The following is a 25,799-nucleotide window of genomic DNA, read 5'->3' as shown; positions in this document are numbered from 1 at the left end:
AGGAGAGCAGTCCAAGGGCGGATTCAAGCCCTGCGTCTCCGGAGCGTCACAGCCGACGCGTTCCCGGGCACGCAGGGGACTCACCGCAAGGGTTCACTGGAAGGACGCCGGTTCGCCGGCACCCTGGCGGAAGCGAGGCCCACGATGCTCCAGATCGTCGACCGGCTCGCCCCCTGGCTCGGCCCGGGGCAGCCCCCGTTCGCCGTCGCGACGGTGGTCGCGGCGTCCGGCTCCGTGCCGCGACCGGTCGGCACGGCGATGGCCGTGCGCGCCGACGGCGCCGTCCTCGGCAGCCTGTCCGGCGGGTGCGTCGAGGGCGCGGTGCACGCCGCCGCGCTCGACGCCATCGCCGCCGGAAGGTGCCACCGCGAGACGTTCGGCTACAGCGACGACGACGCGTTCGCCGTCGGGCTGAGCTGCGGCGGCACGCTCGACGTGCACGTGCAGCCGGTCTTCCCGGGCGACGAGGCGGCACGGGCGCTCGCCGCGACGACGGCACGGCCCGACGGCGGAGCGCGCGCGGGCTCGGACGCCCCACCGGGTCCGGGGGCGGGGCCGTCCGACGGCGCGGCGGCGGCCACCGGGCTCGGGTCCGTGGCGCTCGTGCGCCGGATCGACGGGGCGCGGCGCACCGCGGTCCTCGTCGACGACCCCGCGGCCGCGGACGAGCGGAGCGTCGCCCGGGCGCTGCGCGACCTGGTCGGACCGGCCGCTCTCGACGCCGCGGCGGCCCAGGTGGTCGCCGTGCTGCGTGCGGGCGGCACGGCGGCGGTCCACGCGGCGCACGGAGCGCCGCGGGTCCCGGCGCCCGGCACACCCGGCACGGCGCCCGGCACCACGCTCGACCCGCAGACCGGCGCATCGACGCACGACGGCGGCGCGTGCGACGAGACCGAGCCCGTCACGCTGCTCGTCGAGACCCGGCTGCCCGCGCCGCGGTTCCTCGTGTGCGGGGCGAACGACTTCGCCGGCGCGCTCGTGCGTCACGTGCGCCTGCTCGGCTACCGCGTGACCCTGGTCGACGCGCGCGAGGTGTTCGCCGACGCGCGCCGGTTCCCCGAGGCGGAGGTCGTCGTCGAGTGGCCGGACCGGTACCTCGCCACCGAGGCTGCCGCCGGTCGCGTCGACCCGCGGACCGCCGTCGCGGTCCTCACGCACGACGCGAAGTTCGACGTGCCGCTCCTGCACCTCGCGCTCGACCTGCCGCTCGCGTACGTCGGCGCGATGGGGTCGCGCCGCTCGCACGCCCAGCGTGTCGCGGCCCTGCGCGCGGAGGGCGTCACCGAGGCGGCGCTCGCGCGCCTGCGCTCACCCATCGGCCTGGACCTCGGGGCGGTGACGCCCGAGGAGGTCGCCGTCTCGATCACCGCGGAGCTCGTCGCGACCCGGCACGGGCGGGCCGCCGTCGTCCCGCTCAGCGGCACGGACGGGCCGATCCACGCCGACCCTCCCGCCGCGTCGTCCGACCACGACCCCGCGACCACGTCCGCGCCGATCCCCGAGGAGGCCTCCCGATGGACCTGAGCACCGTCACCGACCTCGTCCCGACCGTCGACCCCGGCGACTGGCGCGAGGGCGACGCCTGGCTCGCGGGCGGCACCGTCCTGTTCTCCTACGGCAGCCAGACGCTGCGGCGCCTGCTCGACGTGACGAGCGCCGGCTGGCCCGCGCTCACGGTCACCGACGACGGCCTCGAGATCGCCGCGACCTGCACGGTCGCCGAGCTGTGGGGCTTCGAGGAGAGCCCGCAGGCCGCCCCCGTGCGTGGACGCTGGACCGCGCTCGACCTCGTGCGCCCGTGCTGCGACAGCTTCGTCGCGTCCTTCAAGATCTGGAACACGTCGACGGTCGGCGGCAACGTCTGCACGTCCCTCCCGGCCGGGCCGATGATCTCCCTCACGGCCGCGCTCGACGGCGTCGCGGAGGTCTGGGGACCGGGCGGCACCCGCCGGGAGCAGCCGGTCGCCGAGCTCGTCACGGGAGAGCTGGCCAACACGCTCGCGCCCGGCGAGCTCCTGCGCGCGATCCGCGTGCCCGACCACGCGCTGCGCGCGCGCACCGCGTTCCGGCGCCTGTCCCTCTCGAACCTCGGGCGCTCGGGCGTCCTCCTGATCGGCCGGGTCGACCCGCCCGACGCGGGAGGCGGGCTCGTCCTCACGGTCACCGCCTCGACGCGGCGGCCCGTGCAGCTCCGCTTCCCCGCGGACGCGCTCCCGACGGCGGCCGGGCTCGCTGCCGCGCTCGACGCCGCGATCCCCGTCGAGCTCTACCACGACGACATCCACGGACTGCCCGCGTGGCGCCGGGACATGACCTACCGCCTCGGCGAGGAGATCCGCGCCGAGCTTCTCGGCTGCCTCGTCGACGGCACGGACGGAGACCCCCGATGACCCCGATCGACCCCCGCCCGACCCCGCCCGTCTCGATCGACGGCCGCACGGCGCAGACCGAGCCGCGCGCGGGCCAGTGCCTGCGCACCTACCTGCGCGAGCAGGGCGCGCTCGGCGTCAAGAAGGGCTGCGACGGGGGTGACTGCGGGGCGTGCACGGTCCACGTCGACGGCGTCCCCGTGCACTCGTGCGTCTACCCGGCGCGGCGCGCGGCGGGCCACGAGGTGACGACCGTCCAGGGCCTCGCCGCGACGGCGTGCCAGGGCAGCGGCGCCGGGGACGAGGGGACCGCCGCGTGCGACCAGGACCCGCACGGGCCGCAGGACGCGCTGCACCCTGTGCAGCAGCAGTTCCTCGACGCGCAGGGGTTCCAGTGCGGGTTCTGCACGGCGGGGATGATCATGACCGCCGCGACGTTCGACGACGCGCAGCGCGCGAACCTGCCGCGCAACCTCAAGGGGAACCTGTGCCGCTGCACCGGCTACCGCGCGATCGAGGACGCCGTCCTCGGCCGGGGCGACACGACCGGGACCGCCCCGGGCACGGGGGAGCGCACGCCGTCGGGCGGTGGCCATGCCTCTACCTCGGGTGACCACGCCTCTACCTCGGCGTTCGGGCGGGACGTGCCCGCGCCGGCCGGGCGCGGGGTCGTCACCGGGACGGCGCGGTACACGCTCGACGTCGACCCCGCCGACTACCCGGGGCTGCTCCACCTCAAGCTCGTCCGGTCGCCGCACGCGCACGCGCGCGTCGTCGCGATCGACGCGTCCGCGGCGCTCGCGGTGCCGGGCGTGCACGCCGTGCTCACCCACGAGGACGCGCCCGCGGCGCGGTTCTCGACCGCGCAGCACGAGCTGTTCACCGACGACCCCGACGACACCCGCGTCCTCGACGACGTGGTCCGGCACGTCGGGCAGCGCGTCGCGGCCGTCGTCGCGGACACGGTCGCGGCGGCCGAGGAGGGCGTGCGCCAGGTGCGCGTCGAGTACGAGGTGCTGCCCGCCGTCGTCGACCCCGAGGACGCGATGGCGCCCGGCGCGCCGCTCGTCCATCCCGAGCTGGACGCCGCGGACGCGCGCGTCTCGCGGCCCGAGGCGAACGTCGTCGCCGAGGTGCACAGCGAGCTCGGCGACGTCGAGCGCGGACTGGCGGAGGCCGACGTCGTGCACGAGGCCACGTACCGCACCCACCGCGTGCAGCACGCCGCGCTCGAGACGCACGGCGCCATCGCGTCGCTCGACGACGACGGCCGGCTCGTCGTGCGGTCGTCCACGCAGGTGCCGTTCCTCGCGCGGCGCCACCTCGCGCGCGTGCTCGACCTGGACCCGGAGCACGTGCGCGTGCACTGCGAGCGCGTGGGCGGCGGGTTCGGCGGCAAGCAGGAGGTGCTCACCGAGGACGTCGCGGCGCTCGCGGCGCTGCGGCTCGGGCGCCCGGTCCAGCTCGAGCTCACCCGCACGGAGCAGTTCGTCGGGACGACGACGCGCCACCCCTTCCGCATCCGGGTGCGCGCGGGCGCGCGCCGCGACGGAACGCTCACCGCCCTGCACCTCGACGTGCTCACCAACACGGGCGCGTACGGCAACCACGGCCCCGGCGTCATGTTCCACGGGTGCGGCGAGTCGCTCGCGGTGTACCGGTGCGAGAACAAGAAGGTCGACGCGCACTGCGTCTACACGAACACCGTGCCCGCGGGCGCGTTCCGGGGCTACGGGCTGTCGCAGATGATCTTCGCCGTCGAGTCGGCGGTCGACGAGCTCGCGCAGCAGCTCGGGATGGACCCGCTCGAGCTGCGGCGGCGCAACGTCGTGCTCGACGGCGACCCCATGCTCTCCACGCACCCGACGCCGGAGGAGGACGTGCTCTACGGCAGCTACGGCCTCGACCAGTGCCTCGACCTCGCCGCCGACGCGCTCGCGCGCGGGCGCGCCCGCGACGTCGCCGCGTACGGGGCGGGAGCCGGGTCGGGTGCTGACGCCCTGCCGGACCTCGGTCCGGAGTGGGGCGTCGGCGAGGGCACCGCGCTGTCGATGATCGACACCGTGCCGCCGCGCGGGCACTACTCCCACGCGCGCGTGCGGCTGCGTGCCGACGGCGTGGTGGAGGCCGAGGTCGGCACCGCCGAGTTCGGCAACGGCACGACGACGGTCCACGCCCAGCTCGTCGCGAGCGCGCTCGGGCAGGACGCCGGGGACGTCGTCGTGCGGCAGTCGGACACCGACCTGCTCGAGCACGACACCGGCGCGTTCGGGTCCACGGGCACGGTCGTCGCGGGCAAGGCGTCGCTCGCCGCGGCGCAGGACCTCGCGGAGGCGGTGCTCAAGGTCGCCGCCGGGATGGCCGGCGCGGCGCCGGGGGACTGCCGGCTCGTGCCCGGGGGCGTCGACTGCACGGGAAGCGATCGAGCGACGACCGTCCTGCCGCTGGCCGACGTCGCGCGCGCCGCCACCGACGCCGGGATCGAGCTCGTCGCCGAGGGGCGCTGGGGCGGCACCCCGCGCTCCGTCGCGTTCAACGTGCACGGGTTCCGCGTCGCGGTCCACCACGGCACGGGGGAGATCCGCATCCTGCAGTCCGTCCAGGCCGCCGACGCGGGCGAGGTCGTCAACCCGCGCCAGTGCCGCGGCCAGGTCGAGGGCGGCATCGCGCAGGCCCTCGGCGCGGCGCTCTACGAGAACGTGATCGTCGACGAGACCGGCCGCGTCACGACCGACATCTTCCGCCAGTACCACCTGCCGACCTTCGCGGACACCCCGCGCAGCGAGGTCTACTTCGCGCGCACGTCGGACACGGTCGGGCCCATGGGAGCGAAGTCGATGAGCGAGAGCCCGTTCAACCCGGTGGCCCCCGCGCTCGCCAACGCGCTCCGCGCCGCGACGGGCGTGCGGTTCACCGACCTCCCGCTGGCCCGAGACCGGGTCTACCTGGCCATCAAGGCCGCGTCCACCCGCTGAGTGCTGGCTATCTGTCGTCCTCCCGGCTGTCCGACGACAGAGACCCAGCACTCAGCGGGCGCGGGGGCGCGGGTCCAGGAGGTCGAGGTCGGCTTCCGTGTCGAGGTCGCGGCCGTCGCCCGGGTGGTCGACGACGTCGATGAGGTCCGCGTGGGCGCGCAGGAAGTCGCGGGCGCCGTGGTCGCCCCGGGCGCTCGCGACGGCGGGCTCGGCGAGCGCGGCGTCGAGGACGAGCGGGTGCGCCCACCGCGGGGTCGGTTCGGCGCCGAGCACGGCCTGAGGGTCGTTCTCCGCCTCGGGGCGACCTCCAGGTCGTGCTCGACGCGCGGGGCTCGTCGTCCAGCGCGACGCCGTCACGCGGCCGGGGTGGTGGGACGCGAGGAGGCGCGCGACGTCGTCGGGCACGACGCCGGGCTGGTCCACGTGCGCGACGACGACCCTTGCGGGTGCGAGGTCGAGCGCCGCGGCGACGCCGACCCGCAGCGACGACGCCATGCCGGTCGCCCAGCCGGGGTTGTCGACGACGCGCACCCGGGGGTCGTCGAGCGCGGTCGCGGCCCGCACGTCCTCGGCCCCGGCGCCGAGGACCACGACGACGGCGTCGCACCCGCCCGCGAGCAGCACCCGGGCCGCGTGCTCGACGAGCGTCCCGCCGCGGTGGGGGAGCAGCGCCTTGGGCCCGCGCCCGAGCCGCGTCCCGGCACCCGCGGCGAGCAGGACGGCGACGGTGGGCGTCGCGGGCGCGGTCGTCGGCGGGTTCGGCACCCGGCCAGGATAGGTCGCCGCCGAACCCGGGGTCCCTAGCGCCGACGGGTCCACGACCTGCAGCGCGTACGTCCCGAACGCGCGGATGCGGACGGCGCCGAGCTCCGGGACGCCGGCGCCGCCCGCGGGGCCGCCGCCCCTTCCCGCCGTGGAGTCGCCCTGGTACTGGGCGGTCGGCGGCACGCAGGCCGGGCCCGGCACGACGGCGGACCTCGCCGGCCGCGTCCGGTCCGGCGAGGTGACGCGCGCGTCGCTCGTGTGGCAGGAGGGCATGGCCGCGTGGACCGCCGCGGGCGAGGTCCCCGCGCTCGCGGCGCTGTTCGCCGCGACACCGCCGCCGCTGCCTCCGACCGGCGCCCCGACCGGAGACCCGACCGGACAGGTGGCGGGGCTGACGGTGAGCGACGCCCAGGGAGAGCTCGTCCGCACGCGCTGCGAGGCGTGCGGGTCGCAGCTCGCGTACGCGCCGGGGACGCAGCACCTGCGGTGCGTGGCGTGCGGCGGGACGGTCGCGATCGTGCACGCGCCGGGCGACGCCGTCGACGAGCACTCGTTCGACGCGTGGGCCGCCGCACAGGGCGGGGTGCGCGCCGGGATCCTCGACGCGCGGGTCCTCACGTGCGACGGGTGCGGCGCGACGACGCAGGGGACCGACCTGTCCGTCGCGTGCCGGTTCTGCGGCGGCCACCTCGTCGCGGCGGCCGAGACGGACGGCCTGGTGCAGCCGGAGGCGGTCGTGCCGTTCGGCGTCGAGCAGGCGCAGGCGCGCGAGGCGTTCCGGCGCTGGGTGCGCTCGCGCTGGTTCGCGCCGGGCGAGCTGAAGAAGGTCGGGGACACGGAGTCCCTGCACGGCTCGTACGTGCCGCACTGGACGTTCGACGCGCGCACGTCGTCGGCGTACTCGGGGCAGCGCGGCGACGCCTACTACGTGACCGTCAAGAACGGGGACGAGGAGACCCGGGAGCGACGGGTGGCCTGGACGCACGTCTCGGGGCACGTCGCGCGCGACTTCGACGACGTGCTCGGCCCCGCGTCCTCGCAGGTGGCCGAGCGGGACCTGGCGACGCTCGGCCCGTGGCCGCTGTCGCACGCGGTGCCGTTCCGCGCCGAGTACCTCGCGGGGTTCGCGGCTGCCCGGTACGACGTCGAGCCCCCGGTCGGCCTGGACCGCGCGAAGCAGAAGATGGCGCCGGTGATCAAGGACGACGTCGAGCGCGACATCGGGGGCGACGAGCAGCGCGTCGGCTCGATCCGCACCGCCTACGCGGACGTGATGTTCAAGCTCGTGCTGCTGCCGCTGTGGATCGCGACGTACGTGTACGCGGGCAAGCAGTGGCAGGTCATGGTCAACGCGAACACCGGCCAGGTGATCGGGCGGCGCCCGTACAGCGTCGGCAAGATCGTGCTCGCCGTGCTGGCGGGCCTGCTCGTCGTCGGCGCGCTCGTGTTCTGGTACGTGCGCTCGCAGACGTGAGCCTCAGGCGTCCCGGCGCGCGTCGTACGCGTGCTGGGACGCCGTCACCTCCGTGACCGAGCCCTCGAGGACGTCGAGCAGCCCCGTGAGGCTGTCGGCGACGCGGCGCCCGAGGTCGGTGAGGGAGTACTCGACGTGCGGCGGGATGGTCGCGCGCACCTCGCGCACGACGATGCCGTCGCGCTCGAGGGACTGGAGGGTCTGGGCGAGCATCTTCTCGCTGACCCCGTCGATGCGGCGCCGCAGCGCGTTGAACCGCACCGCGCCGTCGCGCAGGCCCGCGACCGTGAGCACGCCCCACCGTCCGGTGACGGTCTCGAGGACGTGTCGCGACGTGCAGCCGCGCTGGAAGACGTCGGCCACCATCGCGTCGGTAGGTCCGGTGTCCTCCGCGGGGCGGGCGTCGGTCGTCATCGCCCCAGGATACGGCGCGTGCACGTTGGGTGGCACTGTGAGATAGACCGCACCTGCTCCTAGTTGGCACTATCGAAAAGTAAGTGCATGCTGGGACGGCGCGACCGCCCGGTCGCGTCCCCGCACCGAAGGAGTCCTCGCATGTCCATCGCCGTCACCGGAGCCAGCGGCCACCTCGGCCGCCTCGTCGTCGAGTCCCTCCTCGCCCGCGGCGCCGACCCGTCCCAGGTGATCGCCGCCGCGCGGACCACCGCCAAGGTCGCCGACCTCGCCGACCGTGGTGTCCAGGTCCGCGAGGCCGACTACGCGCGCCCCGAGACCCTGGCGGCGGCGCTCGCGGGCGTCGACGTGCTCGTCCTCGTGTCGGGCTCCGAGGTCGGGCAGCGGGTGCCACAGCACCGCAACGTGGTCGAGGCGGCCGCCGCGGCCGGGGTCTCCCGCGTGATCTACACGAGCGCGCCGCACGCGACGACCTCCGCGCTCGTCCTCGCGCCCGAGCACAAGGCCACGGAGGAGCTCCTGGCCGCCTCGGGACTGGCGACCACGATCCTGCGGAACAACTGGTACACGGAGAACTACGTCGGCGACGTCGTGGGCGCCCGCGAGTCCGGCGAGCTCGTGTCGAGCGTCGGCGACGGTCGGGTCGCGAGCGCGACCCGTGCGGACTACGCCGAGGCCGCGGCAGTCGTCGCGCTCGCCGCGCAGGCGGACGCCTCCGCGCACGCGGGGGCCGTCTACGAGCTGAGCGGCGACGTCGCGTGGACGTTCGACGACCTCGCCGCCGCAGCCGCCGAGGTGCTCGGGCGCCCCGTCACCTATCGGCGCGTGAGCCCTGACGCGCACCGGGCGTTCCTGCTGGGGGCTGGACTGGACGAGGGCACCGCCGGGTTCGTCGTCGCGCTGGACGGCAACATCCGCGACGGGCTGCTCGCCGAGACGTCGGGGGAGCTCGCAGGCCTGCTGGGCCGCCCGACGACCCCGCTGGTCGACGGGCTGCGCGCCGCCGTCGCGCAGGACTGAGAGGTCGCGACGTGGCCGTCCGGGGTACCGGGAGGCCGCGTCGCGGCACCCGTCAGGAGGGCGTCAGTGCGACGCCTTGACGACGAGCACCGGGACGGGCGAGTCGAGGAGCACGCGCTGCGTCGTGCTGCCGAGCAGGAACTTGCCGACCGGCGAACGCTTGCGCGCACCCACGACGACGAGGTCGGGGCCGGTGCGCTCGGCCGCGGCGATGATCGCCTCGGCGGGGTCGAGGTGCTCCGAGCGGTAGGAGATCTCGGGACGGGCGACCTCGGCGGGAAGCGTGTCGAGCAGGTGCGCGAGGGTCGCGGGGACGCCCGCGTCGGCGTCCTGCGGGGTGAGGACGAGGACCGCGAGGGCGGTCGAGCGGTGGACCGCCTCGGCGACGGCCGCCCGGAACGCGGTCTCGCCCTGCGGGGAGTCGTTGTACGCCACGAGGACGGTCATCGCGGGCCCTTCCGTCATTCCGTCGTGCTGCGGTTGAACTCTCTCACAGCCCCGCTGGCGTCGCCGGTCGACGCGCTCCGGTCGCGGCGGGGTCGTCGTGCGGGCCGTGCCGGCCGGGCCGGCCGAGCACGGCGTCCGGCACGGTGAGCGTCGGCGGCAGCAGGGGCGGGACCACCTCGCGGAGGACGGTCTCGATCTCACGGCGCCGGCGCGCCCCGAGCCGCTCGGCCGGCGCGGTGACGCTCACCGCGGCGACGGACTGGCCGTCGCGCAGCACGGGCACCGCGACGCAGCTGATGCCCGGCTCGTTCTCCTCCGTCTCCGTCGCGAAGCCGCTCGTCCGCGTCGCGTCGCACGTCGCGCGGAGCGCGGCGGCGGTGACCGGATGCTCGTCGGGGGCGGCCGCCGCGTACCAGGCGAGCGCGGCCTCGTCGAGCGGCCGGTGGGCCAGCAGCGCGCGCCCGAGGGCCGTGGTGGCCGCGGGGCGACGTCGGCCGACGGCCGACCAGACGCGCACGGCGCGCGCGGGCTCGACCTTGTCCAGGTACACGATCTCCGTCCCGGCGAGGGCTCCGAGGTGCACGAGCTCGTCCGTCGCCCGGCAGACCGCGACGAGCACCGGGTGCAGGAGCGCGGGCAGGTTCTCCTCGCCGAGGTAGACCGTCGCGAGCGCGGTCGCCGCCGGGCCGAGCCGGTAGTCGCCGGTCGTGGCGTCCTGCTCGGCGTAGCCGCGGTAGCGCAGCGCCGCGAGCGTGCGGTGGAGGGAGGCCTTGTGCAGCCCGAGCGAGCGTGCGAGGTCGCCGAGCGCGACCCCGGTGGGGCCCGCCGCGGCGAGGGCCTCGAGCGCGGTCAGCGCCCTGTCGACGCTCCCGAGCGGGCTCGCGGCGTGCCCGCCCGCCGCGTGCTCGCTGCCCTCCCGCGGGCCCGACGCCGTGCTCCCGGTTTCCATCGTCGTGGCTCCTTCGCCTAGAGTGCGTTCCGTAGTGAACAACAGGCGTTCACCATAGCGAAACGGAGCGAGGATGTCATCCCACGGACCCCTGGAGGCGATCGCACGCGTCCGCGTCGTGCCGGTCGTCGTCGTCGACGACGCGGAGCAGGGTGTGCTCGTCGCGACCGCGCTGCGCGACGGCGGGCTGCCGGTCGCGGAGGTCACCTTCCGCACCGCGGGTGCCCGCGCCGCGATCGAGGCGATCGCGCGCGAGGTGCCGGACGTGCTCGTCGGCGCGGGGACCGTCGTCAAGGCGGCCCAGGTCGACGAGGCCGTCGAGGCCGGGGCACGCTTCCTCGTCTCGCCGGGGCTCTCGGCCGCCGTCGTGCGCCGCGCGCAGGAGCTCGGGGTGCCGGTCCTGCCCGGGGTCGCGACGCCGTCCGACGTCATCGCCGCGCTCGACCTGGGCCTGGACGCCGTGAAGCTCTTCCCGGCGAACGTCGTCGGAGGCCCCGCGGCGGTCAAGGCCTTCTCCGCGCCTTTCCCGGGCCTGCGCTTCGTCCCGACCGGCGGCGTGAGCGCCGCCAACCTGCTCAACTATCTCGCGCTGCCGTCGGTGCTCGCGGCCGGCGGTTCCTGGATGGTCGACGCCGCCCTCGTGCGCGCGGGCGACACCGCCGAGATCACCCGCCGCACGCGCGAGGCCGTCGAGCTCGCCGCCACGGCCCCGCACCCCGCCGAAGGAGCCTGACCCGTGCCCGACACGACCCAGAACCAGCCCCCGCTCGCTCTCCGCCCCGCGGGCGAGTGCGCCTACGACGTCGTCGCCCTCGGCGAGGTCATGCTGCGCCTCGACCCGGGCGAGCGCCGCATCAAGACCGCCCGCAGCTTCGACGCGTGGGAGGGCGGCGGCGAGTACAACGTCGCGCGCGGCCTGCGCCGCGCCTTCGGCCTGCGCGGCGCGGTCGTCACCGCGCTCGCGGACAACGAGGTCGGCCGCCTCGTCGAGGACCTCATGCTCACCGGCGGGCTCGACACGCGCTGGGTGCAGTGGCGCGAGTACGACGGCATCGGCCGCACCGTGCGCAACGGGCTCAACTTCACCGAGCGCGGCTTCGGCGTGCGCGGCGCGGTCGGCGTCTCCGACCGCGGCAACACCGCGATCGCCCAGCTCCGGCCCGAGGACGTCGACTGGGACGACGTGTTCGGCCGTGGCGTGCGCTGGTTCCACACCGGCGGGATCTTCGCGGCGCTGTCCGAGTCGTCGGCCGACGTCGCGGAGGCGGCCATGGCCGCCGCGCGCCGCCACGGCACGGTCGTGTCCTACGACCTCAACTACCGCCCGTCGCTGTGGACGGGCATCGGGGGCGTCGAGCGCGCGCAGGAGGTCAATCGCCGGCTGGCGCGCTACGTCGACGTGATGATCGGCAACGAGGAGGACTTCACGGCCTCGCTGGGCTTCGAGGTGGAGGGCGTCGACGAGAACCTCACCGACCTCGACACCGGGGCCTTCCGCGCGATGATCGAGCGGGCCGCCGCGGAGTACCCCAACTTCCAGGTCGTCGCGACGACGCTGCGCGGCGTGAGGACGGCGACCGTCAACGACTGGGGTGCGATCGCGTGGTCGCGCGTGCAGGGCTTCGCCGAGGCGACGCACCGCCCCGGCCTGGAGATCCTCGACCGCGTGGGCGGCGGCGACTCGTTCGCGTCGGGCCTCGCGTACGGGCTCATGGAGCTCGGCTCGATCCACGAGGCGGTCGAGTACGGCGCGGCGCACGGCGCCCTCGCCATGACGACGCCGGGCGACACGTCGACGGCGTCGCTCGCCGAGGTGCGCAAGCTCGCCTCGGGCGGCAGCGCGCGCGTGCAGCGCTGACGTCCCGCTCGTCCCGGGCGCACCGCGGGTCGCGGTGCGCCCGGGAGGACGGGCTCAGTGCGCCGGGGAGAGCATCCGCCCGGACAGCGTGACGATCGCGCGCGTCGGGGCGAGGCGCGCCGCGAGCGTCTGGAGGCGGTTGCCGAGCCCGGGGACGACGCCGGGCGGCGCGTCGCGGCGGTCGAGCGCGCGCAGCGCGTCGCGCACGACCTGCTCGGCGCTGCGGACCTGGCCGATCTTCGCCTCCTCCGCGCCGAGCACGTCGAAGAACTCGGTCGGGACCGGTCCGGGGGACAGGGCGAGCGTGCGCAGGCCGGTGCCCCGCGTCTCGTACCAGAGCGCCTCGGTGAAGGAGCGGACGAAGGCCTTGGTCGCGCCGTACACCGCCATGCCGGGCGTCGCCTGGTAGGCGGCGGTGCTCGCGACGTTGACGAGCGCGCCGCGCCCGGTGGCGACCAGCTCGGGCAGGAACGTGCGCGTGAGGTCGACGAGGCTCGCGACGTTCACCTGGACCTCGGCGGCGACGCGGTCCGCGTCCGCGTCAGCGAGCGCGCCGTGCGAGCCGAACCCGGCGTTGTTCACGAGCGTGCCGAGGGTGATGCCGCGCTCCCGGAGCATCGCCGCGAGGGCGGCGCCCGGCCGGGGGGTGGCGAGGTCGTAGGGGAGCACGGTGACGGTCGCCCGCGTGCGGGTGCGCAGCTCGGCGGCGAGCTCCTCCAGGCGGTCGGCGCGACGGGCGACGAGCACGAGGTCGGCGCCGCGCCCGGCCAGGCGGCTCGAGAGCTCGCGGCCGAGGCCCGAGCTCGCGCCGGTGACCAGGGCGGTGGTCCCGCGGTAGTCGAGGGGCATGGCGGTCCTCCAGGGTGGTGGGATCGAAGGTGTACACCTGTTCACCGAGTATGGTGAACAGGTGTACACCGAACTCGCGCCCGCCGCAAGCCCCGGTCGACGCCGATGACCGCCGCGCCGAGCCGTCGCGTGCCGCACGCGCGGGGGCAGGGCGAGCAGCTCCGTCGTGAGCTCGTCGACGCCGCCGCGACGCTCCTCGCACGACCCCGGGGCGTGCCGGCCCCGTCCCTGCGCGCCGTGGCGCGGGCCGTCGGGGTCTCACCCGCCGCCGTCTACCTCCACTTCGCCTCGCAGGCGGACCTCGTCTGGGCGGTCCTCGAGCGTCACCTCGACGGGCTCGCGGCAGCGTTGGGCGCCGCCGACGACCCGGCGCTCGACGCGCGCGAGCGCCTGCACCGGGGGGCCGCGGCGTACGTGGCGTGGGGCCTCGACCATCCCGGTGCGTACCAGCTCCTCTTCGAGAGCATCGACTCGCTGGACATCGAGGGCGGGCAGGACCTGCCCGGCGACAGGCTCGTCGAGGAGACCGCCCAGATCCTCGTCGACGGGGGCGCGGACCGGGAGAGCGCGCGGCTCGCGGCGACCCGGGTGTGGGTCGCGCTCCACGGCCTCGTCTCGCTCCGCCTGCACAAGCCCCACCAGCAGTGGCCCGGCGACCTCGTCGACGACCGCCGCGCGCTCGTGGACGCGGTCCTCGCCACCGTCCTCGCGCCGGAGGCGTGACCGACCGGGGTCGACCAATGGGTCGGGCCACCCGTGCCGGCGGCTCCCCGGCGTGGTCCTGGGCCGCGGGTTAGGGTGACAGGACGCGTCGGGGGCGGGAGGTGTCGTCGTGACTGGTGGCCGGGCTGCCTCGGCGAGCCTGCCCCGGCGCAGGGTGGACCCGGCGCTCGACCTGGCACGCGCCGTCGAGCACGCGCGGATCCTGCGAGGTGCGGGCGACGCCGCAGGGGCTGCCCGCGTCCTCGACCGCGCGTTCGACGCCGAGGGCGTCCGGGCCCGCACCGTCTCCGAGCCCCTCCGGTTCCGCGCGCTCGTGCTGCGCGCCGACCTCGCGCTGCGGCTGCACGACGACGCCGGGGCGGCCCGGTTCCTCGCGGGCGCCGAGGCTTTGCCCCTGCTCGCGGACGCGCTCGCCGCCCTCGACGACGAGCGGCACCTCGCCGAGGAGCTGCGCGAGCAGCTCGCGGCGGACGAGGACTGAAGCGCGGCGGCGCGGCCCGGGGCGTCGCACGCACGGACCGCGAGCGTGCGGGAACCCGGGCGGCGCGTGGCGCGTTGGACTGCCAGCACCCGTGCCGCGAGTCGGACGGACGACGCCCACCCGAGCGGAGGACCTCATGCTGTGCCCCACCGACCAGACCGTGCTCGTCATGACCGAGCGCAAGGGCGTGGAGATCGACTACTGCCCGACGTGCCGCGGCGTGTGGCTCGACCGTGGCGAGCTGGACAAGATCATCGACCGCTCGCTGGAGAGCGAGATCGCCGCCGAGGCCGCGGGCCCGGCCGCCGCCGCGCCCGCCCCGGCCCCCGTGCCGCCCGCGGCCCCGGCCCCCGCGCCGACGTCGTACCCGCCGGCGCCGGCCGTGGACTACGGCACGCCCGGGTACGACGGGCACCGCGACGAGCGCCGGTACGACGACCGTGACCGCTACCGGGGCGGCCAGTACGGCGACGACCGGTACCGGGACGACCGCTACCGCGACGACCGCGACCGCCGCTACGACGGGCGCGACGGGTACGACCCCCGCTACCGCAAGCGGAAGAAGAAGGAGTCGTGGCTCGAGGACCTCTTCGACTTCTGACGCGGCCCGTGGTCGACTGTCCCGCGTGACCGTCCTCGACTCGTTCTCGCTCGTCGGCCGCACGGCCCTGCTCACCGGCGGGAGCCGGGGCATCGGGCGGGCCGTCGCCCGCGCGCTCGGCGAGGCCGGGGCGCGGGTCGCGCTCACCGCGACCACCGCGCCGGCCGCCGAGGACGCGGCCGCCGCGCTGCGGGCGGGCGGGATCGACGCGCGCGGGTACGCGCTCGACGTGACGGACCGCGCGCAGGTCGACGACGTCGTCGGGCGCGCGGCCGCGGACCTCGGGACGGTCGACCTCCTCGTCAACAATGCGGGGATCTCGATCGGGGGAGCCGCGCTCGAGATCGACGACGACGTGTGGCACCGCACGCTCACGACCAACCTCGACGGCGTCTGGTACTGCTCGCGCGCGGTCGCGCGGGCCCTGGTCGCGGAGGGCCGCCCGGGCACGATCGTCAACGTCGGTTCGATGTCGGCGTCGATCGTCAACCGGCCGCGCTGGCAGCCGGCCTACCTCGCGTCCAAGGCGGCGGTGCACCAGCTCACCAAGGGCCTCGCGGCCGAGTGGGCGCCGCACGGCATCCGCGTCAACGCCGTCGCGCCCGGCTACGTGCGCACCGAGGCGTCGCCCGTCGACCAGCCCGAGTACTACGACGACTGCGTCGCGCCCGCCGCGATGCGGCGCTGGGCCGAGCCCGAGGAGATCGGACCGCCCGTCGTGTTCCTCGCGAGCGCGGCGTCGAGCTTCATGACGGGCGCGGTCGTCACCGTCGACGGCGGCTACACCCTGTTCTGAGCCGGGCTAGGCTCGGTCCCCGTGCGTGCAGTCCTGAGCCGGTGGGTCGACCCGTTCGTCGTCACGCTGCTGGTCGTGCTCGTGCTCGGGCTCGTCGTGCCGGTGGGGCCGGGCGCGCAGCGCGTGGTCGACGCCGTCGCGGACGTCGCGGTCACGGTCCTCTTCCTCGTCTACGGCATGCGCCTGTCCACGCGCGAGGTCTGGGCGGGCCTGCGGAACTGGCGCCTCCAGGGCGGGATCCTCGCGGCGACGTACGTCGTCTTCCCGGTGCTCGGGCTCGTCACGGCGTGGGTCGTCGAGCCGCTCGTCGGGGCACCGCTCGCCGCGGGGGTGCTCTACCTGTCCCTGCTGCCCTCGACGGTGCAGTCGTCCGTCGCGTTCACGTCGGTCGCGCGCGGCAACGTCGCCGGGGCGATCTGCGGGGCGACCGTCTCGAACGTCGCCGGGATGATCGTCACGCCGCTGCTCGTGCTCTGGCTCATGAGCGGTCCCGGCGGCGCGGCCGGGGGCGCCGACGGTCCCACGGGCGGGCTCGGCGGCCTGCGCACGGTGCTGCTCCAGCTCCTGCTGCCGTTCGTCGTCGGGCAGCTCCTCCAGCCGTGGGTGGGGGACTGGGTCCGCGCGCGGCGCTGGCTCACGCTCGGCGTCGACCGGGGCACGATCCTCGTCGTCGTGTTCGGCGCCGTCGCCGCCGCGTCCTCGGCGGGCGTGTGGTCGAGCGTGTCCGGCTGGTCGATCGTCGCGCTGCTCGTCGTGAGCGCGCTCGTCCTCGCCGCGATGCTCGCGCTCACGTGGTGGGGCGGGGCGGCGCTGCGGCTGTCGACCGAGGACCGGATCGCGCTCCTCATGTGCGGGTCCAAGAAGTCGCTCGCCACCGGGCTGCCCATGGCGAGCGTGCTGTTCCCCGTGGCGGTCGCCGGCGTCGTCGCCGTCCCGGTGATCGTGTTCCACCAGCTCCAGCTCGTCGTCTGCGCGGTCCTCGCGCGCCGCCTCGCGCTCCGCGACTGACGCGCCGGGCATGACGTCGCGTCTCGTCAGGACGTCCGGACGGGCCGCAACCGCATGCTCGGCCGGTGCTGGTGCGAACCTCCGGTCAGGGGCGCTCGGCCACCTGCTCGCGGACCTGGCGCTTGGCGCGCGTGAGCATGCCGTTCATGCCGCCGATGCGCAGCGGGCTCACGGCCCGCGTGAGGCCGATCGACATGGGGTAGTCGTCCGGCACGTCGAGCACCTCCTGCACGGTCAGGCCCGAGAGGCCCTGCGCGAGGATCGACGCGAACCCGCGCGTCGTCGGCGCCTCGGCGGGCGCGGTCGCGAAGAAGTGCACGACGCCGTCGCCGTCGACCTCCGCGAACGCGCGCACGGGGGACTGGCACTCCTCGATGCGCTCGAGCAGGCCGGGCGCGCTCGCGTAGCGCTCGGGGAGGTCGGGCAGCTCGTTCGCGAACTCGAGCAGGAGCTGCAGCCGCTCGCGCTCGGGCAGCGCGAGGAAGTCCTCGCGGATCTCCGCGAGGGCCGCGGGCAGGGACGAGGCGTCGGACGGGGAGCTCATGGTGTCGATCCTTGCATCGGGGGCGTGCGGCCGGGACGGAGTCCCACCGTGCGGAACACCCGGCCGGCGCGACGTATGCCCGGCGGCAGACGCCGACGGCGCGCGGCGGCTCCACGAGGGAGCGGCCGCGCGCGGTCGGGCGTGAGGGACGAGCGGTGCGTCAGTTGAGCGACGCGGGGGCCTCGCCGGCCTCCTCGCCCTTGACGATCGGCACGCGCACGGCGTTGCCCCACTCGGTCCACGAGCCGTCGTAGTTGCGGACCTTGTCGAACCCGAGCAGGTAGGTCAGCGCGAACCACGTGTGGCTCGAGCGCTCGCCGATGCGGCAGTACGTGACGACCTCGTCGTCCGTCGCGAGGCCGAGGCCGCCCTCCTGGTAGATCGCCTCGAGCTGCTCGCGCGACTTGTAGGTGCCGTCCTCGGCGACCGCGGTCGCCCACGGGACGTTGCGCGCCGTCGGGATGTGCCCGCCGCGCAGCACGCCCTCCTCCGGGTAGTCGGGGATGTGCAGGCGCTCGCCCGTGTACTCCTGCGGAGAACGGATGTCGACGAGCGGGCCGTTGCCGATGTGCGCGAGGACGTCCTCCTTGAACGCGCGGATCGTCACGTCGTCGCGCTCGACGACGGGGTACTCGACGGCCTCCGGCGCGGGGACGTCGGTCGTGACCTCGCGGCCCTCCGCGATCCACTTGCCGCGGCCGCCGTCGAGCAGGCGCACGTCCTCGTGGCCGAACAGCGTGAAGACCCACGCGGCGTACGCGGCCCACCAGTTGTTCTTGTCGCCGTAGACGACGATCGTCGTGTCGCGGCCGATGCCCTTGTCGCCGAGGAGCTGCGCGAAGCCCTTGCCGTCGATGTAGTCGCGCGTGTCGGGGTCGTTGAGGTCCGTGTGCCAGTCGATCTTCACCGCGCCCGGGATGTGGCCCGTCTCGTACAGCAGCACGTCCTCGTCGGACTCGACGACGACGATCCCCGGCTGACCGAGGTGCTCGGCGAGCCAGTCCGTGCTCACGAGGCGGTCGGGGTGGGCGTACTGGGTGATCTTCTCGCTGGTGTCGAGCGGTGCGGGCATGGTGTCCTCCGTGCGGCGGGAGCTGGGGTGTCCGAGCGTCAGGCTAGGTCTGCTGTCCGCATCACGGAAGGGCCGTCGCGCATGCTGAGACGGTGTAAACGCGGGCTGCCGACGGGTCCGCGCGCGGCCGGACCGGGCGCGCTCGCCGCCCCGCTCGCCCCGGCGGGGCGCTCTCAGCCGAGGAGCTCGCGCTCTGCCTCGTCGAGCGCGCGGTCGAGGAGCTCGAGCCCGAGGTCGAGCTCCTCCTCGCTCACCGTGAGCGGGGGCGCGATGCGGAACACGCCGCCCATCCCACGGAGCTGCACGACGTTCATGTGCAGCCCGAGGTCGAGCGCCCGCCGGGTGACGAGGGCGCCGAGGGCGTCGGCCCCCTCCTTGGTCTCGCGGTCCAGCACGAGCTCGATGCCCTGCAGCAGACCCCGTCCGCGCACGTCGCCGATCGTGGCGTGCCGCTCCTGGAGATCGAGCAGCCCGGCACGCAGGCGGCCGCCGAGCACGCGCACCCGGGCGTCCGTCTGCTCCGCCTCGAGCACGTCGAGGACGGTGTTGCCGACCGCCGCGACGAGCGGGTCGGAGACGTGCGTCGTGAAGAACAGGAAGCCGCGCTCGTGCGCACGAGCCTCGATCTCGGCGCTCGTGACGACGGCCGCGAGCGGCAGCCCGGCGCCGAGCGTCTTGGAGAGGGTGAGGATGTCCGGCACCACGGGCTCCTCGCCGTCGCGGCCCTCGAACGCGTACCAGGAGCCGGTCCGGCACAACGCGGTCTGCGCCTCGTCGAGGATGAGGAGCATCCCGCGCTCGTGGCACTTGTCGCGCAGGGCCGCGAGGTAGCCCGGCGGCAGCTCGACGATCCCGCCCGAGCTGAGGATCGGCTCGACGATGCACGCGGCGAGGCTGCCCGTGGACTGCACGTCCACGAGGTCGAACGCGAGGTCGAGCTGGCGCCGCCAGTCGTGCGCGCCGTCGGGCGTGACGTGGTCGGGCCGGTACGCGTTCGGGACGGGGATGACGAGGTTGCCGGGCGCCGTCGGGCCGTACCCGCGGCGCCCCGCGCTGTACGTCGCCGCGGCGGCGGCGTGCGTCATGCCGTGCCACGACCCGGCGAGCGAGACGACCTCGTGCCGACCCGTGACGAGCTTCGCCATGCGGATCGCCGCCTCGTTGGACTCGGCGCCCGTCGTGAGGAGCAGGACCTTCTCGAGCGGGTCGGGCAGCGTGGCCGCCAGCCGGCGCGCGAGGTCGACGACCGGGCGCGAGAGCATCCCGGAGAAGAGGTGGTCGAGCCTCCCGACCTGGTTGCGCACCGTCTCGACGATCGCCGGGTGGCTGTGCCCGAGGATGGCGCTCATCTGGCCCGACGTGAAGTCGAGGACCCGGCGGCCGTCGGCCGTCGTGACGTAGCTGCCCGACGCGCTCTCCACGATCTCCGGAGTGAAGGGCCCGCCGTACCGCACGAGGTGCTGGTCCGCGTCGGCCCAGAACGTCGCGGCGTCGTCCGCCGTCTCGGACGGGGCGGCGGGAGGGACCGCGCGGGTCGACGCGGCGAGGGCGGGGGACGGGACGACGGCCATCCTCCGAGCGTAGGGACGCCGGCCTGTGCGCGTACAGCACGAGTTCTCGTACAGTCTGTGCGGAGAACCCGCACAGCGGGACCCGCCCGAACGGAGGACCGCGTGCTCAACGCCGCCCGGCTGCAGATCCTCGCCCGGCTCGAGAGCCTCGGCACCGTGCGCGCGGTGGGCGCGTCCCTGCACGTGAGCCCGTCCGCGGTGTCCGCACAGCTCGCGGCCCTCGAGGCCGAGACCGGGGCGCGCCTCGTCGAACGGACGGGACGGCGCGTGCGCCTGACGCCCGCCGGCCGCACCCTCGCCCGGCACGCCCGCGTGATCCTCGACCAGATGGCGCTCGCGGAGGCGGAGCTCGCGTACCCCGACGGCCAGCCCGCCGGGGTCGTCCGCGTCGCGGCGTTCTCGAGCGGCGTCCGGGCCCTCGTGATCCCCCTCGCGCGGCGGCTCGCCGTCGAGCATCCGCGGGTGCAGGTCGAGGTCGTCGAGCTCGATCCCCGCGAGAGCGGGCCCGCGCTCCGCCGCGCGGACGTCGACGTCGCGGTGACCGCCGACCTGCTCGACGGCGCGCGGCTCGCCGGTCCCGACGTCGCGACCGTCCCGCTGCTCGAGGACCCGGTCGTCCTGGTGGCGCCGGCGGGTGCGTGGGCACGGACGACGGCGGGGGTGTCGGTGGGGGACGGTCCCGTCGACCTCGCCGCCCTCGCCGACGCGTGCTGGGCCGCCGACCTGCCCGGCCGGTACCTCTCGACCCTCGTCGAGAGCGCGTGCCGCGAGGCCGGGTTCGAGCCGCGCGTCGTCGCGCGGCTCCCGAGCTACGAGCTGCTGCTCGCCCACGTCGAGGCGGGACTGTCCGTCGCGCTCCTGCCAGGCCTCGCCGTCGACCCGCGCTACGACGTCGTCGCCCGCCCGCTGCGGGTGCCCCGGACGCGCCCGGTCTACGCCGCCGTGCGCCGCGGCGCCCCGCCCACCGCGGCGACGAGCGTCGTCCTCGCCGGGCTGCGCCGCGTCGCGAGCGAGAGCACCGCCGCGGCACGTGCTCGCCCCGCACGTCGCTGACGGCCCGGTCGCGCCGCGCGGGGCGACCCCTACACTGGACCCCAGCACCGCACGACGACGTGGGAGGTCCCGTGCCGCGCACTCTCGCACCGCCGCTGCGCTCGGACGCGCACCCGCGCCGCCCCGACGCGCGCCGCGACGCCCGCTCGGTCCGTGCCGCCTACCGGTCCTTCCTCGTCGACGGCGTGCTCCCGCCCGGCATCCACCCCGTGGTGGCCGACTCGTGGCGCCGGTCCGTGCACAGCGGCGTCGACCCCGAGGGCCCGCGCACCGGCTCTGGGCTCGCCCACGACGACCTCGTCGCCTACCGCGACACCCAACCGCTGGCGGCCGTCATGCCCGTGGTGCGCGAGCTCGTCGTCGACGCCGCCGCGGACGACGGCCTGGCCGTCGCCGTGTCCGACGACGCGGGCCGGCTCCTGTGGGTCGAGGGCAGCCGCTCCCTGCGGGACGCCGTCGAGCGCGTCGGGTTCGTCGAGGGGTCGGTGTGGCGCGAGGAGCGCGTCGGGACCAACGCCCCCGGGACTGCGCTCGCCGCGCGCCGCGCCGTGCAGGTCCTCGGCGCCGAGCACTTCTCGCGCCCCGTCCAGGCGTTCAGCTGCACGGCGGTCCCCATCCACGAGCCAGGGACGGGCCGCGTCCTCGGCGTCCTCGACGTCACGGGTCGCCAGTCGGCCGCCTCGGGCGTCGTGCTCTCGCTCGTGCGGGCCACGGTGCTGAGCCTCGAGCGCGAGCTGGCCCAGCGCGCGGCGGCGCCGACGACCGACGGCGCCGGGACCGTCCCCGCGCCGCCGCGCGACGGGGCGCCGGAGCTGGTCGTGCTCGGGCCGGCGCCCGTGCTCCGCGCACCGGACGGCCTCGAGCACCGCCTCTCGCTGCGGCACGCCGAGATCCTCGCGCTCCTCGCCGCGCACCCCCGCGGCCTCTCCGCCGACGAGCTCGCCGTGCTCCTGCACCCGGGCGCGCTCTCGGACGTCACCGTGCGCGCGGAGGTCTCGCGCCTGCGCCGCGTCGCCGGGCCCCTCCTCGCCGGGTCCCGCCCGTACCGGCTCGCGCGCCCGCTGCGGACCGACGCCGACGTCGTCCGCGACCGGCTCGCCGTCGGCGACGTCCGGGGAGCGGTCGCGGCCTACGGCGCGCCGCTCCTCCCGCGCTCCGGGGCGCCCGCCGTCGAGCACCTGCGCGCCGAGCTCGCGGCCGAGCTCCGCGCGGCCGTCGTCTCCGCGGGCGACGCCGACGTCCTCGACGCCTGGACCCGCACCGACGACGGCGCCGAGGACCACGCCGCGTGGACGCGCCTCCAGCGCGTCGCCGACCACGGCAGCCCGCGCTGGGTCCGTGCCCGCGCCCACCTCGACCTGCTCGACGACGAGCTCGGCTGACCGCCACCCCCGCTGCAACGGTCCTGCAACCCTCGGGTGCCTAGCGTCGTGCCACGGCGCGACGAGGCGCCGTGCCGCGCACCGCCGTCGGGCATCCCCCCGCCCGGCCTCCCTGGGGCGCGGCGGGTCAGCACTGCGAGGAGGCAGACGCATGACGGTCTACGCAGCCCCCGGCACCGACGGGGCTATCGCCGAGTACAAGCCCCGGTACGACCACTGGATCGGCGGCGAGTACGTCGCGCCGGCGAGCGGGCAGTACTTCGAGAACCCCAGCCCGGTCACGGGCCGGACCTTCACCGAGGTCGCCCGCGGGAACGCCGACGACATCGAGCGGGCGCTCGACGCCGCGCACGGCGCCGCCCGGTCGTGGGGCCGCACCAGCGCGACCGAGCGTGCGAACATCCTCAACAAGATCGCCGACCGGATGGAGGAGAACCTCGAGCGGATCGCCGTCGCGGAGACGTGGGAGAACGGCAAGCCCGTCCGCGAGACGCTCGCGGCCGACATCCCGCTCGCGATCGACCACTTCCGCTACTTCGCGGGCGCGATCCGCGCGCAGGAGGGGTCGATCTCCGAGATCGACGAGGACACCATCGCGTACCACTTCCACGAGCCGCTCGGGGTGGTCGGGCAGATCATCCCGTGGAACTTCCCCATCCTCATGGCCGTGTGGAAGCTCGCTCCCGCGCTCGCGGCCGGCAACTGCGTCGTGCTCAAGCCCGCCGAGCAGACTCCCGCGTCGATCCTGTTCCTCCTGGACATCGTCGGCGACCTGCTGCCGCCCGGCGTGGTGAACGTCGTCAACGGGTTCGGCGTCGAGGCGGGCAAGCCGCTCGCGTCCAGCCCGCGCATCCGCAAGATCGCGTTCACGGGCGAGACGACGACCGGCCGCCTGATCATGCAGTACGCGAGCCAGAACATCATCCCGGTCACGCTCGAGCTCGGCGGCAAGTCGCCGAACATCTTCTTCTCCGACGTGGCCGACGCGCGCGACGACTTCTACGACAAGGCGCTCGAGGGGTTCACGATGTTCGCCCTCAACCAGGGCGAGGTCTGCACGTGCCCGTCGCGGGCGCTCATCCAGTCGTCGATCTACGACACGTTCCTCGGCGACGCGGTCGAGCGCACGAAGGCCGTGCAGCAGGGCAACCCGCTCGACACCGAGACGATGATCGGCGCGCAGGCGTCGAACGACCAGCTCGAGAAGATCCTGTCGTACATCGAGATCGGCAAGGCCGAGGGCGCGAAGGTCCTCACGGGCGGGACGCGCGCCGAGCTCGGCGGCGACCTCGCGGGCGGGTACTACGTGACGCCCACGATCTTCGAGGGCAAGAACTCGATGCGGATCTTCCAGGAGGAGATCTTCGGTCCCGTCGTCGCGGTCACCGACTTCTCCGACTTCGACGACGCCATGACCATCGCCAACGACACCCTCTACGGGCTCGGCGCCGGCGTCTGGTCACGGTCGGGGAACACCGCCTACCGCGCGGGCCGCACCATCGAGGCCGGGCGCGTCTGGACGAACTGCTACCACGCCTATCCCGCGGCCGCCGCGTTCGGCGGGTACAAGGGCTCCGGCGTCGGGCGCGAGAACCACAAGATGATGCTCGACCACTACCAGCAGACGAAGAACCTCCTGGTCTCCTACTCGGCCCAGAAGCTCGGCTTCTTCTAGGCCCCCGGCCGCCGAGCAGGTGGTCTTGGCTCGTCCTGCGACGCCGACGAGCCAGGACCGCCTGGTCGGGGTGCCGGGATCGCCTGGTCGGCTCCGACACGTGGAGGTTCTCATGCACGACGACGTTCTCTCGCCCCGCGCGGGCGGCTCGGCTCCCGCGCGGGTCGCGGTCACCGACGACGCCGCGGCGCTGCTCGCGCGGCTGCGCCCGGTCCACGGCGAGCTCATGTTCCACCAGTCCGGCGGGTGCTGCGACGGGTCGTCGCCCATGTGCTACCCGCAGGGCGACTTCCTGCTCGGCGACGCCGACGTCCACCTGGGTGACCTGGTCGTCGTGGACGACGCGGTCGACGTCCCGGGCGCGCCCGACGGCGCGCGCACGTTCACCGTGCCCGTCTGGATGAGCCGCGCCCAGTTCGAGTACTGGAAGCACACGCACCTGACGATCGACGTCGTGCCCGGCCGCGGCGCCGGGTTCAGCGTCGAGGCGCCCGAGGGTGTGCGCTTCATCATCCGGTCGCGCCTCCTCACCGACGACGAGTGGGCCGCGCTCGACGCCCTCGCGGGGCACTAGAAGGTCCAGGCGTCCTCGACCGTCGTGTAGACGACATCGACGTGGTCCCAGTCGAGCGAGACGTTCATCGTGAGGTCCGCCGGGTCCGTGACGCCGAACCCCTGCTTCCAGGTGATCGACTGCCCCGGGAGGACGGGAGCGGTGGGTGCGCCGCCGTATCCCTGGTCGGAGTCGTACACCTCGTCGCCGGCGACGCCCCCGCTCGTGACCTGTGTGTAGCCCGACGAGGACCAGGTGGTGGCGGTCCCGTTGGTCACCGTGAAGGTGAAGCTGAGGTAGGTGGAGAACTCGCCGACCGCTGCCCACTCGCTCGGCGTGAAGTATCCGTCGTTGGTGACGGTGAGGGTGAGCCCGTCCTCCCACTCCATGGGGGTGCCGAACGACGTCACGGGATTCTTGTTCGCGGCCTCCGCCTCGTCCTTCCCCGTGGAGTACCCGGCCTCGTAGCCATCGTTGAACTGCTCGGTCCGGGCGGCGAGGAAGTCCGTGCCCGCCCGGGCTCCGGTCGTCGACCCGTGCTCGTACCCGAGGCCGTAGCCCTCTTGGTACGTGCCGATCAGGGTCGCCTCGGCGGCGGGGGCCTCGGACGCCGCCGACGATGCGGTCGGGGTCACCTCCGGGGCCACCGGCGCCGCGAGGCCGCACGCGGTGAGCGACCCGGTGAGTGAGAACGCGACCGCGATCGCGCGAGCGCCGCGCAGCGGCGGTACGGACAGGGGCTGGCTGTACGGGGACATGGTGCTCCTTCGGTTCGGTGCGGCTTCGGTGGGTCGGACGCGATCAGTGGCGGGGGAGGTGGAGGAGGTTGTCGGTCTCGCGTCCGTTCGCGACGGTCGCGATGTAGCGGGTCCCGCGCGGGCTGACGCGGGCGACGACGTCGGCCTGGTTGTGCGTGCGCTCGTCGAACGTCCGGAACCGCTCGCCGCGGCGGATGGCGGCATGCACGGCCTCGCGCGTCCCGGCGCGGAGCGGTCCGGTCGTGGTGGTCGAGTAGCGGACGTCGACGACGTGCTCGTTGGTCGTGCCCGGGTGCGCGACCCGGACGGAGCGGATGAACGGCATGGTGGCCTCCTTGCGGTGCGGTGCGGTGCGGTGCGGTGCGGTGCGGGTGCGACGAGACGGGGTGTCGGAGCTCAGTCCTCGTCGGCGTCCGGCTCGGCGACGGCTCGGTCGACGGGCGGGGTGAGGGACACGCAGTG

General features: G+C 75.2%; 26 protein-coding genes. 16 read left to right on the top strand and 10 right to left on the bottom strand.

Annotated elements, in window-relative coordinates; translation table 11 throughout:
• Positions 1-144: 144 nt before the first annotated feature.
• Genes ACFC2L_RS04400 through ACFC2L_RS04390 form a run of 3 tightly spaced genes read left to right on the top strand, consistent with a single transcriptional unit; the run spans position 145 to position 5,344 of the window.
• Positions 145-1,524 (top strand): XdhC family protein, encoded by a 1,380-nt coding sequence (locus tag ACFC2L_RS04400; protein WP_375823083.1) that lies wholly within the window; start codon positions 145-147, stop codon positions 1,522-1,524.
• The gene (locus ACFC2L_RS04395) at positions 1,515-2,390 is read left to right on the top strand and encodes an FAD binding domain-containing protein (protein ID WP_375823082.1); all 876 of its coding nucleotides are present in this window, start codon (positions 1,515-1,517) and stop codon (positions 2,388-2,390) included. Before ACFC2L_RS04400 ends, ACFC2L_RS04395 begins: the two co-directional genes overlap by 10 nt.
• Entirely contained in the window at positions 2,387-5,344 is a 2,958-nt protein-coding gene (locus ACFC2L_RS04390; RefSeq protein ID WP_375823081.1) for a molybdopterin-dependent oxidoreductase, read from the top strand. The genes ACFC2L_RS04395 and ACFC2L_RS04390 overlap by 4 nt, the downstream gene beginning before the upstream one ends.
• A gap of 51 nt (positions 5,345-5,395) precedes the next feature.
• Here ACFC2L_RS04390 and ACFC2L_RS04385 read toward each other — a convergent pair whose 3' ends face one another.
• The gene (locus tag ACFC2L_RS04385) at positions 5,396-6,109 is read right to left on the bottom strand and encodes an NTP transferase domain-containing protein (protein ID WP_375823080.1); all 714 of its coding nucleotides are present in this window, start codon (positions 6,107-6,109) and stop codon (positions 5,396-5,398) included.
• Positions 6,110-6,257: 148 nt separating this feature from the next.
• On the opposite strand from ACFC2L_RS04385, the gene ACFC2L_RS04380 reads away from it, so the two are divergent.
• The gene (locus ACFC2L_RS04380) at positions 6,258-7,583 is read left to right on the top strand and encodes a GYF domain-containing protein (RefSeq protein ID WP_375823079.1); all 1,326 of its coding nucleotides are present in this window, start codon (positions 6,258-6,260) and stop codon (positions 7,581-7,583) included.
• A 3-nt stretch (positions 7,584-7,586) separates the two neighbouring features.
• Here the strand turns inward: ACFC2L_RS04380 and ACFC2L_RS04375 are convergent, their stop codons facing one another.
• Complete coding sequence (locus ACFC2L_RS04375) at positions 7,587-7,997, bottom strand: winged helix-turn-helix transcriptional regulator (protein WP_375823078.1); 411 nt, start codon at positions 7,995-7,997, stop codon at positions 7,587-7,589.
• A gap of 141 nt (positions 7,998-8,138) precedes the next feature.
• Here ACFC2L_RS04375 and ACFC2L_RS04370 point away from each other — a divergent pair, with 141 nt between their 5' ends.
• A complete protein-coding gene (locus ACFC2L_RS04370; protein ID WP_375823077.1) occupies positions 8,139-9,017 on the top strand; it encodes an SDR family oxidoreductase in 879 nt (292 codons plus the stop codon).
• Between the two features lie 63 nt (positions 9,018-9,080).
• Here ACFC2L_RS04370 and ACFC2L_RS04365 read toward each other — a convergent pair whose 3' ends face one another.
• Both ACFC2L_RS04365 and ACFC2L_RS04360 read right to left on the bottom strand, forming a co-directional pair.
• A complete protein-coding gene (locus tag ACFC2L_RS04365) occupies positions 9,081-9,464 on the bottom strand; it encodes a universal stress protein (protein WP_375823076.1) in 384 nt (127 codons plus the stop codon).
• A gap of 43 nt (positions 9,465-9,507) precedes the next feature.
• Positions 9,508-10,413 carry an IclR family transcriptional regulator gene (locus ACFC2L_RS04360; protein WP_375823075.1) on the bottom strand — a complete coding sequence of 302 codons (906 nt, stop codon included), beginning with the start codon at positions 10,411-10,413 and terminating at the stop codon, positions 9,508-9,510.
• A gap of 73 nt (positions 10,414-10,486) precedes the next feature.
• On the opposite strand from ACFC2L_RS04360, the gene eda reads away from it, so the two are divergent.
• A complete protein-coding gene (gene eda / locus ACFC2L_RS04355) occupies positions 10,487-11,146 on the top strand; it encodes a bifunctional 4-hydroxy-2-oxoglutarate aldolase/2-dehydro-3-deoxy-phosphogluconate aldolase (RefSeq protein WP_375823074.1) in 660 nt (219 codons plus the stop codon).
• 3 nt (positions 11,147-11,149) lie between these two features.
• Positions 11,150-12,271 (top strand): PfkB family carbohydrate kinase, encoded by a 1,122-nt coding sequence (locus ACFC2L_RS04350; protein WP_375823073.1) that lies wholly within the window; start codon positions 11,150-11,152, stop codon positions 12,269-12,271.
• A gap of 54 nt (positions 12,272-12,325) precedes the next feature.
• Here ACFC2L_RS04350 and ACFC2L_RS04345 read toward each other — a convergent pair whose 3' ends face one another.
• Positions 12,326-13,120, bottom strand: a complete 795-nt coding sequence (locus tag ACFC2L_RS04345; RefSeq protein WP_375823072.1) for an SDR family NAD(P)-dependent oxidoreductase — start codon at positions 13,118-13,120, stop codon at positions 12,326-12,328.
• A 105-nt stretch (positions 13,121-13,225) separates the two neighbouring features.
• Between ACFC2L_RS04345 and ACFC2L_RS04340 the strand changes: the two genes are divergently transcribed.
• The 5 genes from ACFC2L_RS04340 (at position 13,226) to ACFC2L_RS04320 (ending at position 16,729) form a co-directional block, all read left to right on the top strand.
• Complete coding sequence (locus ACFC2L_RS04340; protein ID WP_375823071.1) at positions 13,226-13,843, top strand: TetR/AcrR family transcriptional regulator; 618 nt, start codon at positions 13,226-13,228, stop codon at positions 13,841-13,843.
• 109 nt (positions 13,844-13,952) lie between these two features.
• Entirely contained in the window at positions 13,953-14,324 is a 372-nt protein-coding gene (locus ACFC2L_RS04335; RefSeq protein ID WP_375823070.1) for a hypothetical protein, read from the top strand.
• A gap of 136 nt (positions 14,325-14,460) precedes the next feature.
• Positions 14,461-14,925 carry a zf-TFIIB domain-containing protein gene (locus ACFC2L_RS04330; RefSeq protein ID WP_375823069.1) on the top strand — a complete coding sequence of 155 codons (465 nt, stop codon included), beginning with the start codon at positions 14,461-14,463 and terminating at the stop codon, positions 14,923-14,925.
• Positions 14,926-14,950: 25 nt separating this feature from the next.
• Positions 14,951-15,721, top strand: a complete 771-nt coding sequence (locus ACFC2L_RS04325) for an SDR family NAD(P)-dependent oxidoreductase (RefSeq protein ID WP_375823068.1) — start codon at positions 14,951-14,953, stop codon at positions 15,719-15,721.
• Between the two features lie 21 nt (positions 15,722-15,742).
• The gene (locus ACFC2L_RS04320) at positions 15,743-16,729 is read left to right on the top strand and encodes a bile acid:sodium symporter family protein (protein ID WP_375823067.1); all 987 of its coding nucleotides are present in this window, start codon (positions 15,743-15,745) and stop codon (positions 16,727-16,729) included.
• Positions 16,730-16,814: 85 nt separating this feature from the next.
• Here ACFC2L_RS04320 and ACFC2L_RS04315 read toward each other — a convergent pair whose 3' ends face one another.
• The 3 genes from ACFC2L_RS04315 to ACFC2L_RS04305 all read right to left on the bottom strand — a co-directional run bounded on the left by ACFC2L_RS04315 (position 16,815) and on the right by ACFC2L_RS04305 (position 19,916).
• The gene (locus ACFC2L_RS04315; protein WP_375823066.1) at positions 16,815-17,273 is read right to left on the bottom strand and encodes a SufE family protein; all 459 of its coding nucleotides are present in this window, start codon (positions 17,271-17,273) and stop codon (positions 16,815-16,817) included.
• 160 nt (positions 17,274-17,433) lie between these two features.
• On the bottom strand, positions 17,434-18,345 hold the full coding sequence (locus ACFC2L_RS04310) for a sulfurtransferase (protein ID WP_047232734.1): 912 nt from the start codon (positions 18,343-18,345) through the stop codon (positions 17,434-17,436).
• Between the two features lie 173 nt (positions 18,346-18,518).
• Positions 18,519-19,916 (bottom strand): aspartate aminotransferase family protein, encoded by a 1,398-nt coding sequence (locus tag ACFC2L_RS04305; protein WP_375823065.1) that lies wholly within the window; start codon positions 19,914-19,916, stop codon positions 18,519-18,521.
• A 102-nt stretch (positions 19,917-20,018) separates the two neighbouring features.
• Here ACFC2L_RS04305 and ACFC2L_RS04300 point away from each other — a divergent pair, with 102 nt between their 5' ends.
• The 4 genes from ACFC2L_RS04300 to ACFC2L_RS04285 all read left to right on the top strand — a co-directional run bounded on the left by ACFC2L_RS04300 (position 20,019) and on the right by ACFC2L_RS04285 (position 24,600).
• The gene (locus ACFC2L_RS04300; RefSeq protein WP_375823064.1) at positions 20,019-20,969 is read left to right on the top strand and encodes a LysR family transcriptional regulator; all 951 of its coding nucleotides are present in this window, start codon (positions 20,019-20,021) and stop codon (positions 20,967-20,969) included.
• A 71-nt stretch (positions 20,970-21,040) separates the two neighbouring features.
• Positions 21,041-22,351: a transcriptional regulator gene (locus tag ACFC2L_RS04295; RefSeq protein WP_375823063.1), complete on the top strand. Its 1,311-nt coding sequence runs from the start codon at positions 21,041-21,043 to the stop codon at positions 22,349-22,351.
• 151 nt (positions 22,352-22,502) lie between these two features.
• The gene (gene adh, locus ACFC2L_RS04290) at positions 22,503-24,026 is read left to right on the top strand and encodes an aldehyde dehydrogenase (protein WP_375823062.1); all 1,524 of its coding nucleotides are present in this window, start codon (positions 22,503-22,505) and stop codon (positions 24,024-24,026) included.
• 112 nt (positions 24,027-24,138) lie between these two features.
• Complete coding sequence (locus ACFC2L_RS04285) at positions 24,139-24,600, top strand: DUF779 domain-containing protein (protein ID WP_375823061.1); 462 nt, start codon at positions 24,139-24,141, stop codon at positions 24,598-24,600.
• On the opposite strand, the gene ACFC2L_RS04280 is transcribed toward ACFC2L_RS04285, so the two are convergent.
• Positions 24,597-25,337, bottom strand: coding sequence for a hypothetical protein (locus ACFC2L_RS04280; protein ID WP_375823060.1), 741 nt, complete (start codon positions 25,335-25,337; stop codon positions 24,597-24,599). The two genes, ACFC2L_RS04285 and ACFC2L_RS04280, sit on opposite strands and share 4 nt — an antisense overlap.
• A 43-nt stretch (positions 25,338-25,380) precedes the next feature.
• On the bottom strand, positions 25,381-25,662 hold the full coding sequence (locus tag ACFC2L_RS04275) for a DUF3892 domain-containing protein (protein WP_375823059.1): 282 nt from the start codon (positions 25,660-25,662) through the stop codon (positions 25,381-25,383).
• Positions 25,663-25,799: the final 137 nt, after the last annotated feature.

Source organism: Cellulosimicrobium sp. NPDC055967 (assembly GCF_042269845.1).
In the GTDB taxonomy this organism is placed as follows: domain Bacteria; phylum Actinomycetota; class Actinomycetes; order Actinomycetales; family Cellulomonadaceae; genus Cellulosimicrobium.
The sequence above is the reverse complement of the archived record's forward strand: the minus strand, read 5'-3'. Positions and strand labels throughout refer to the sequence as shown.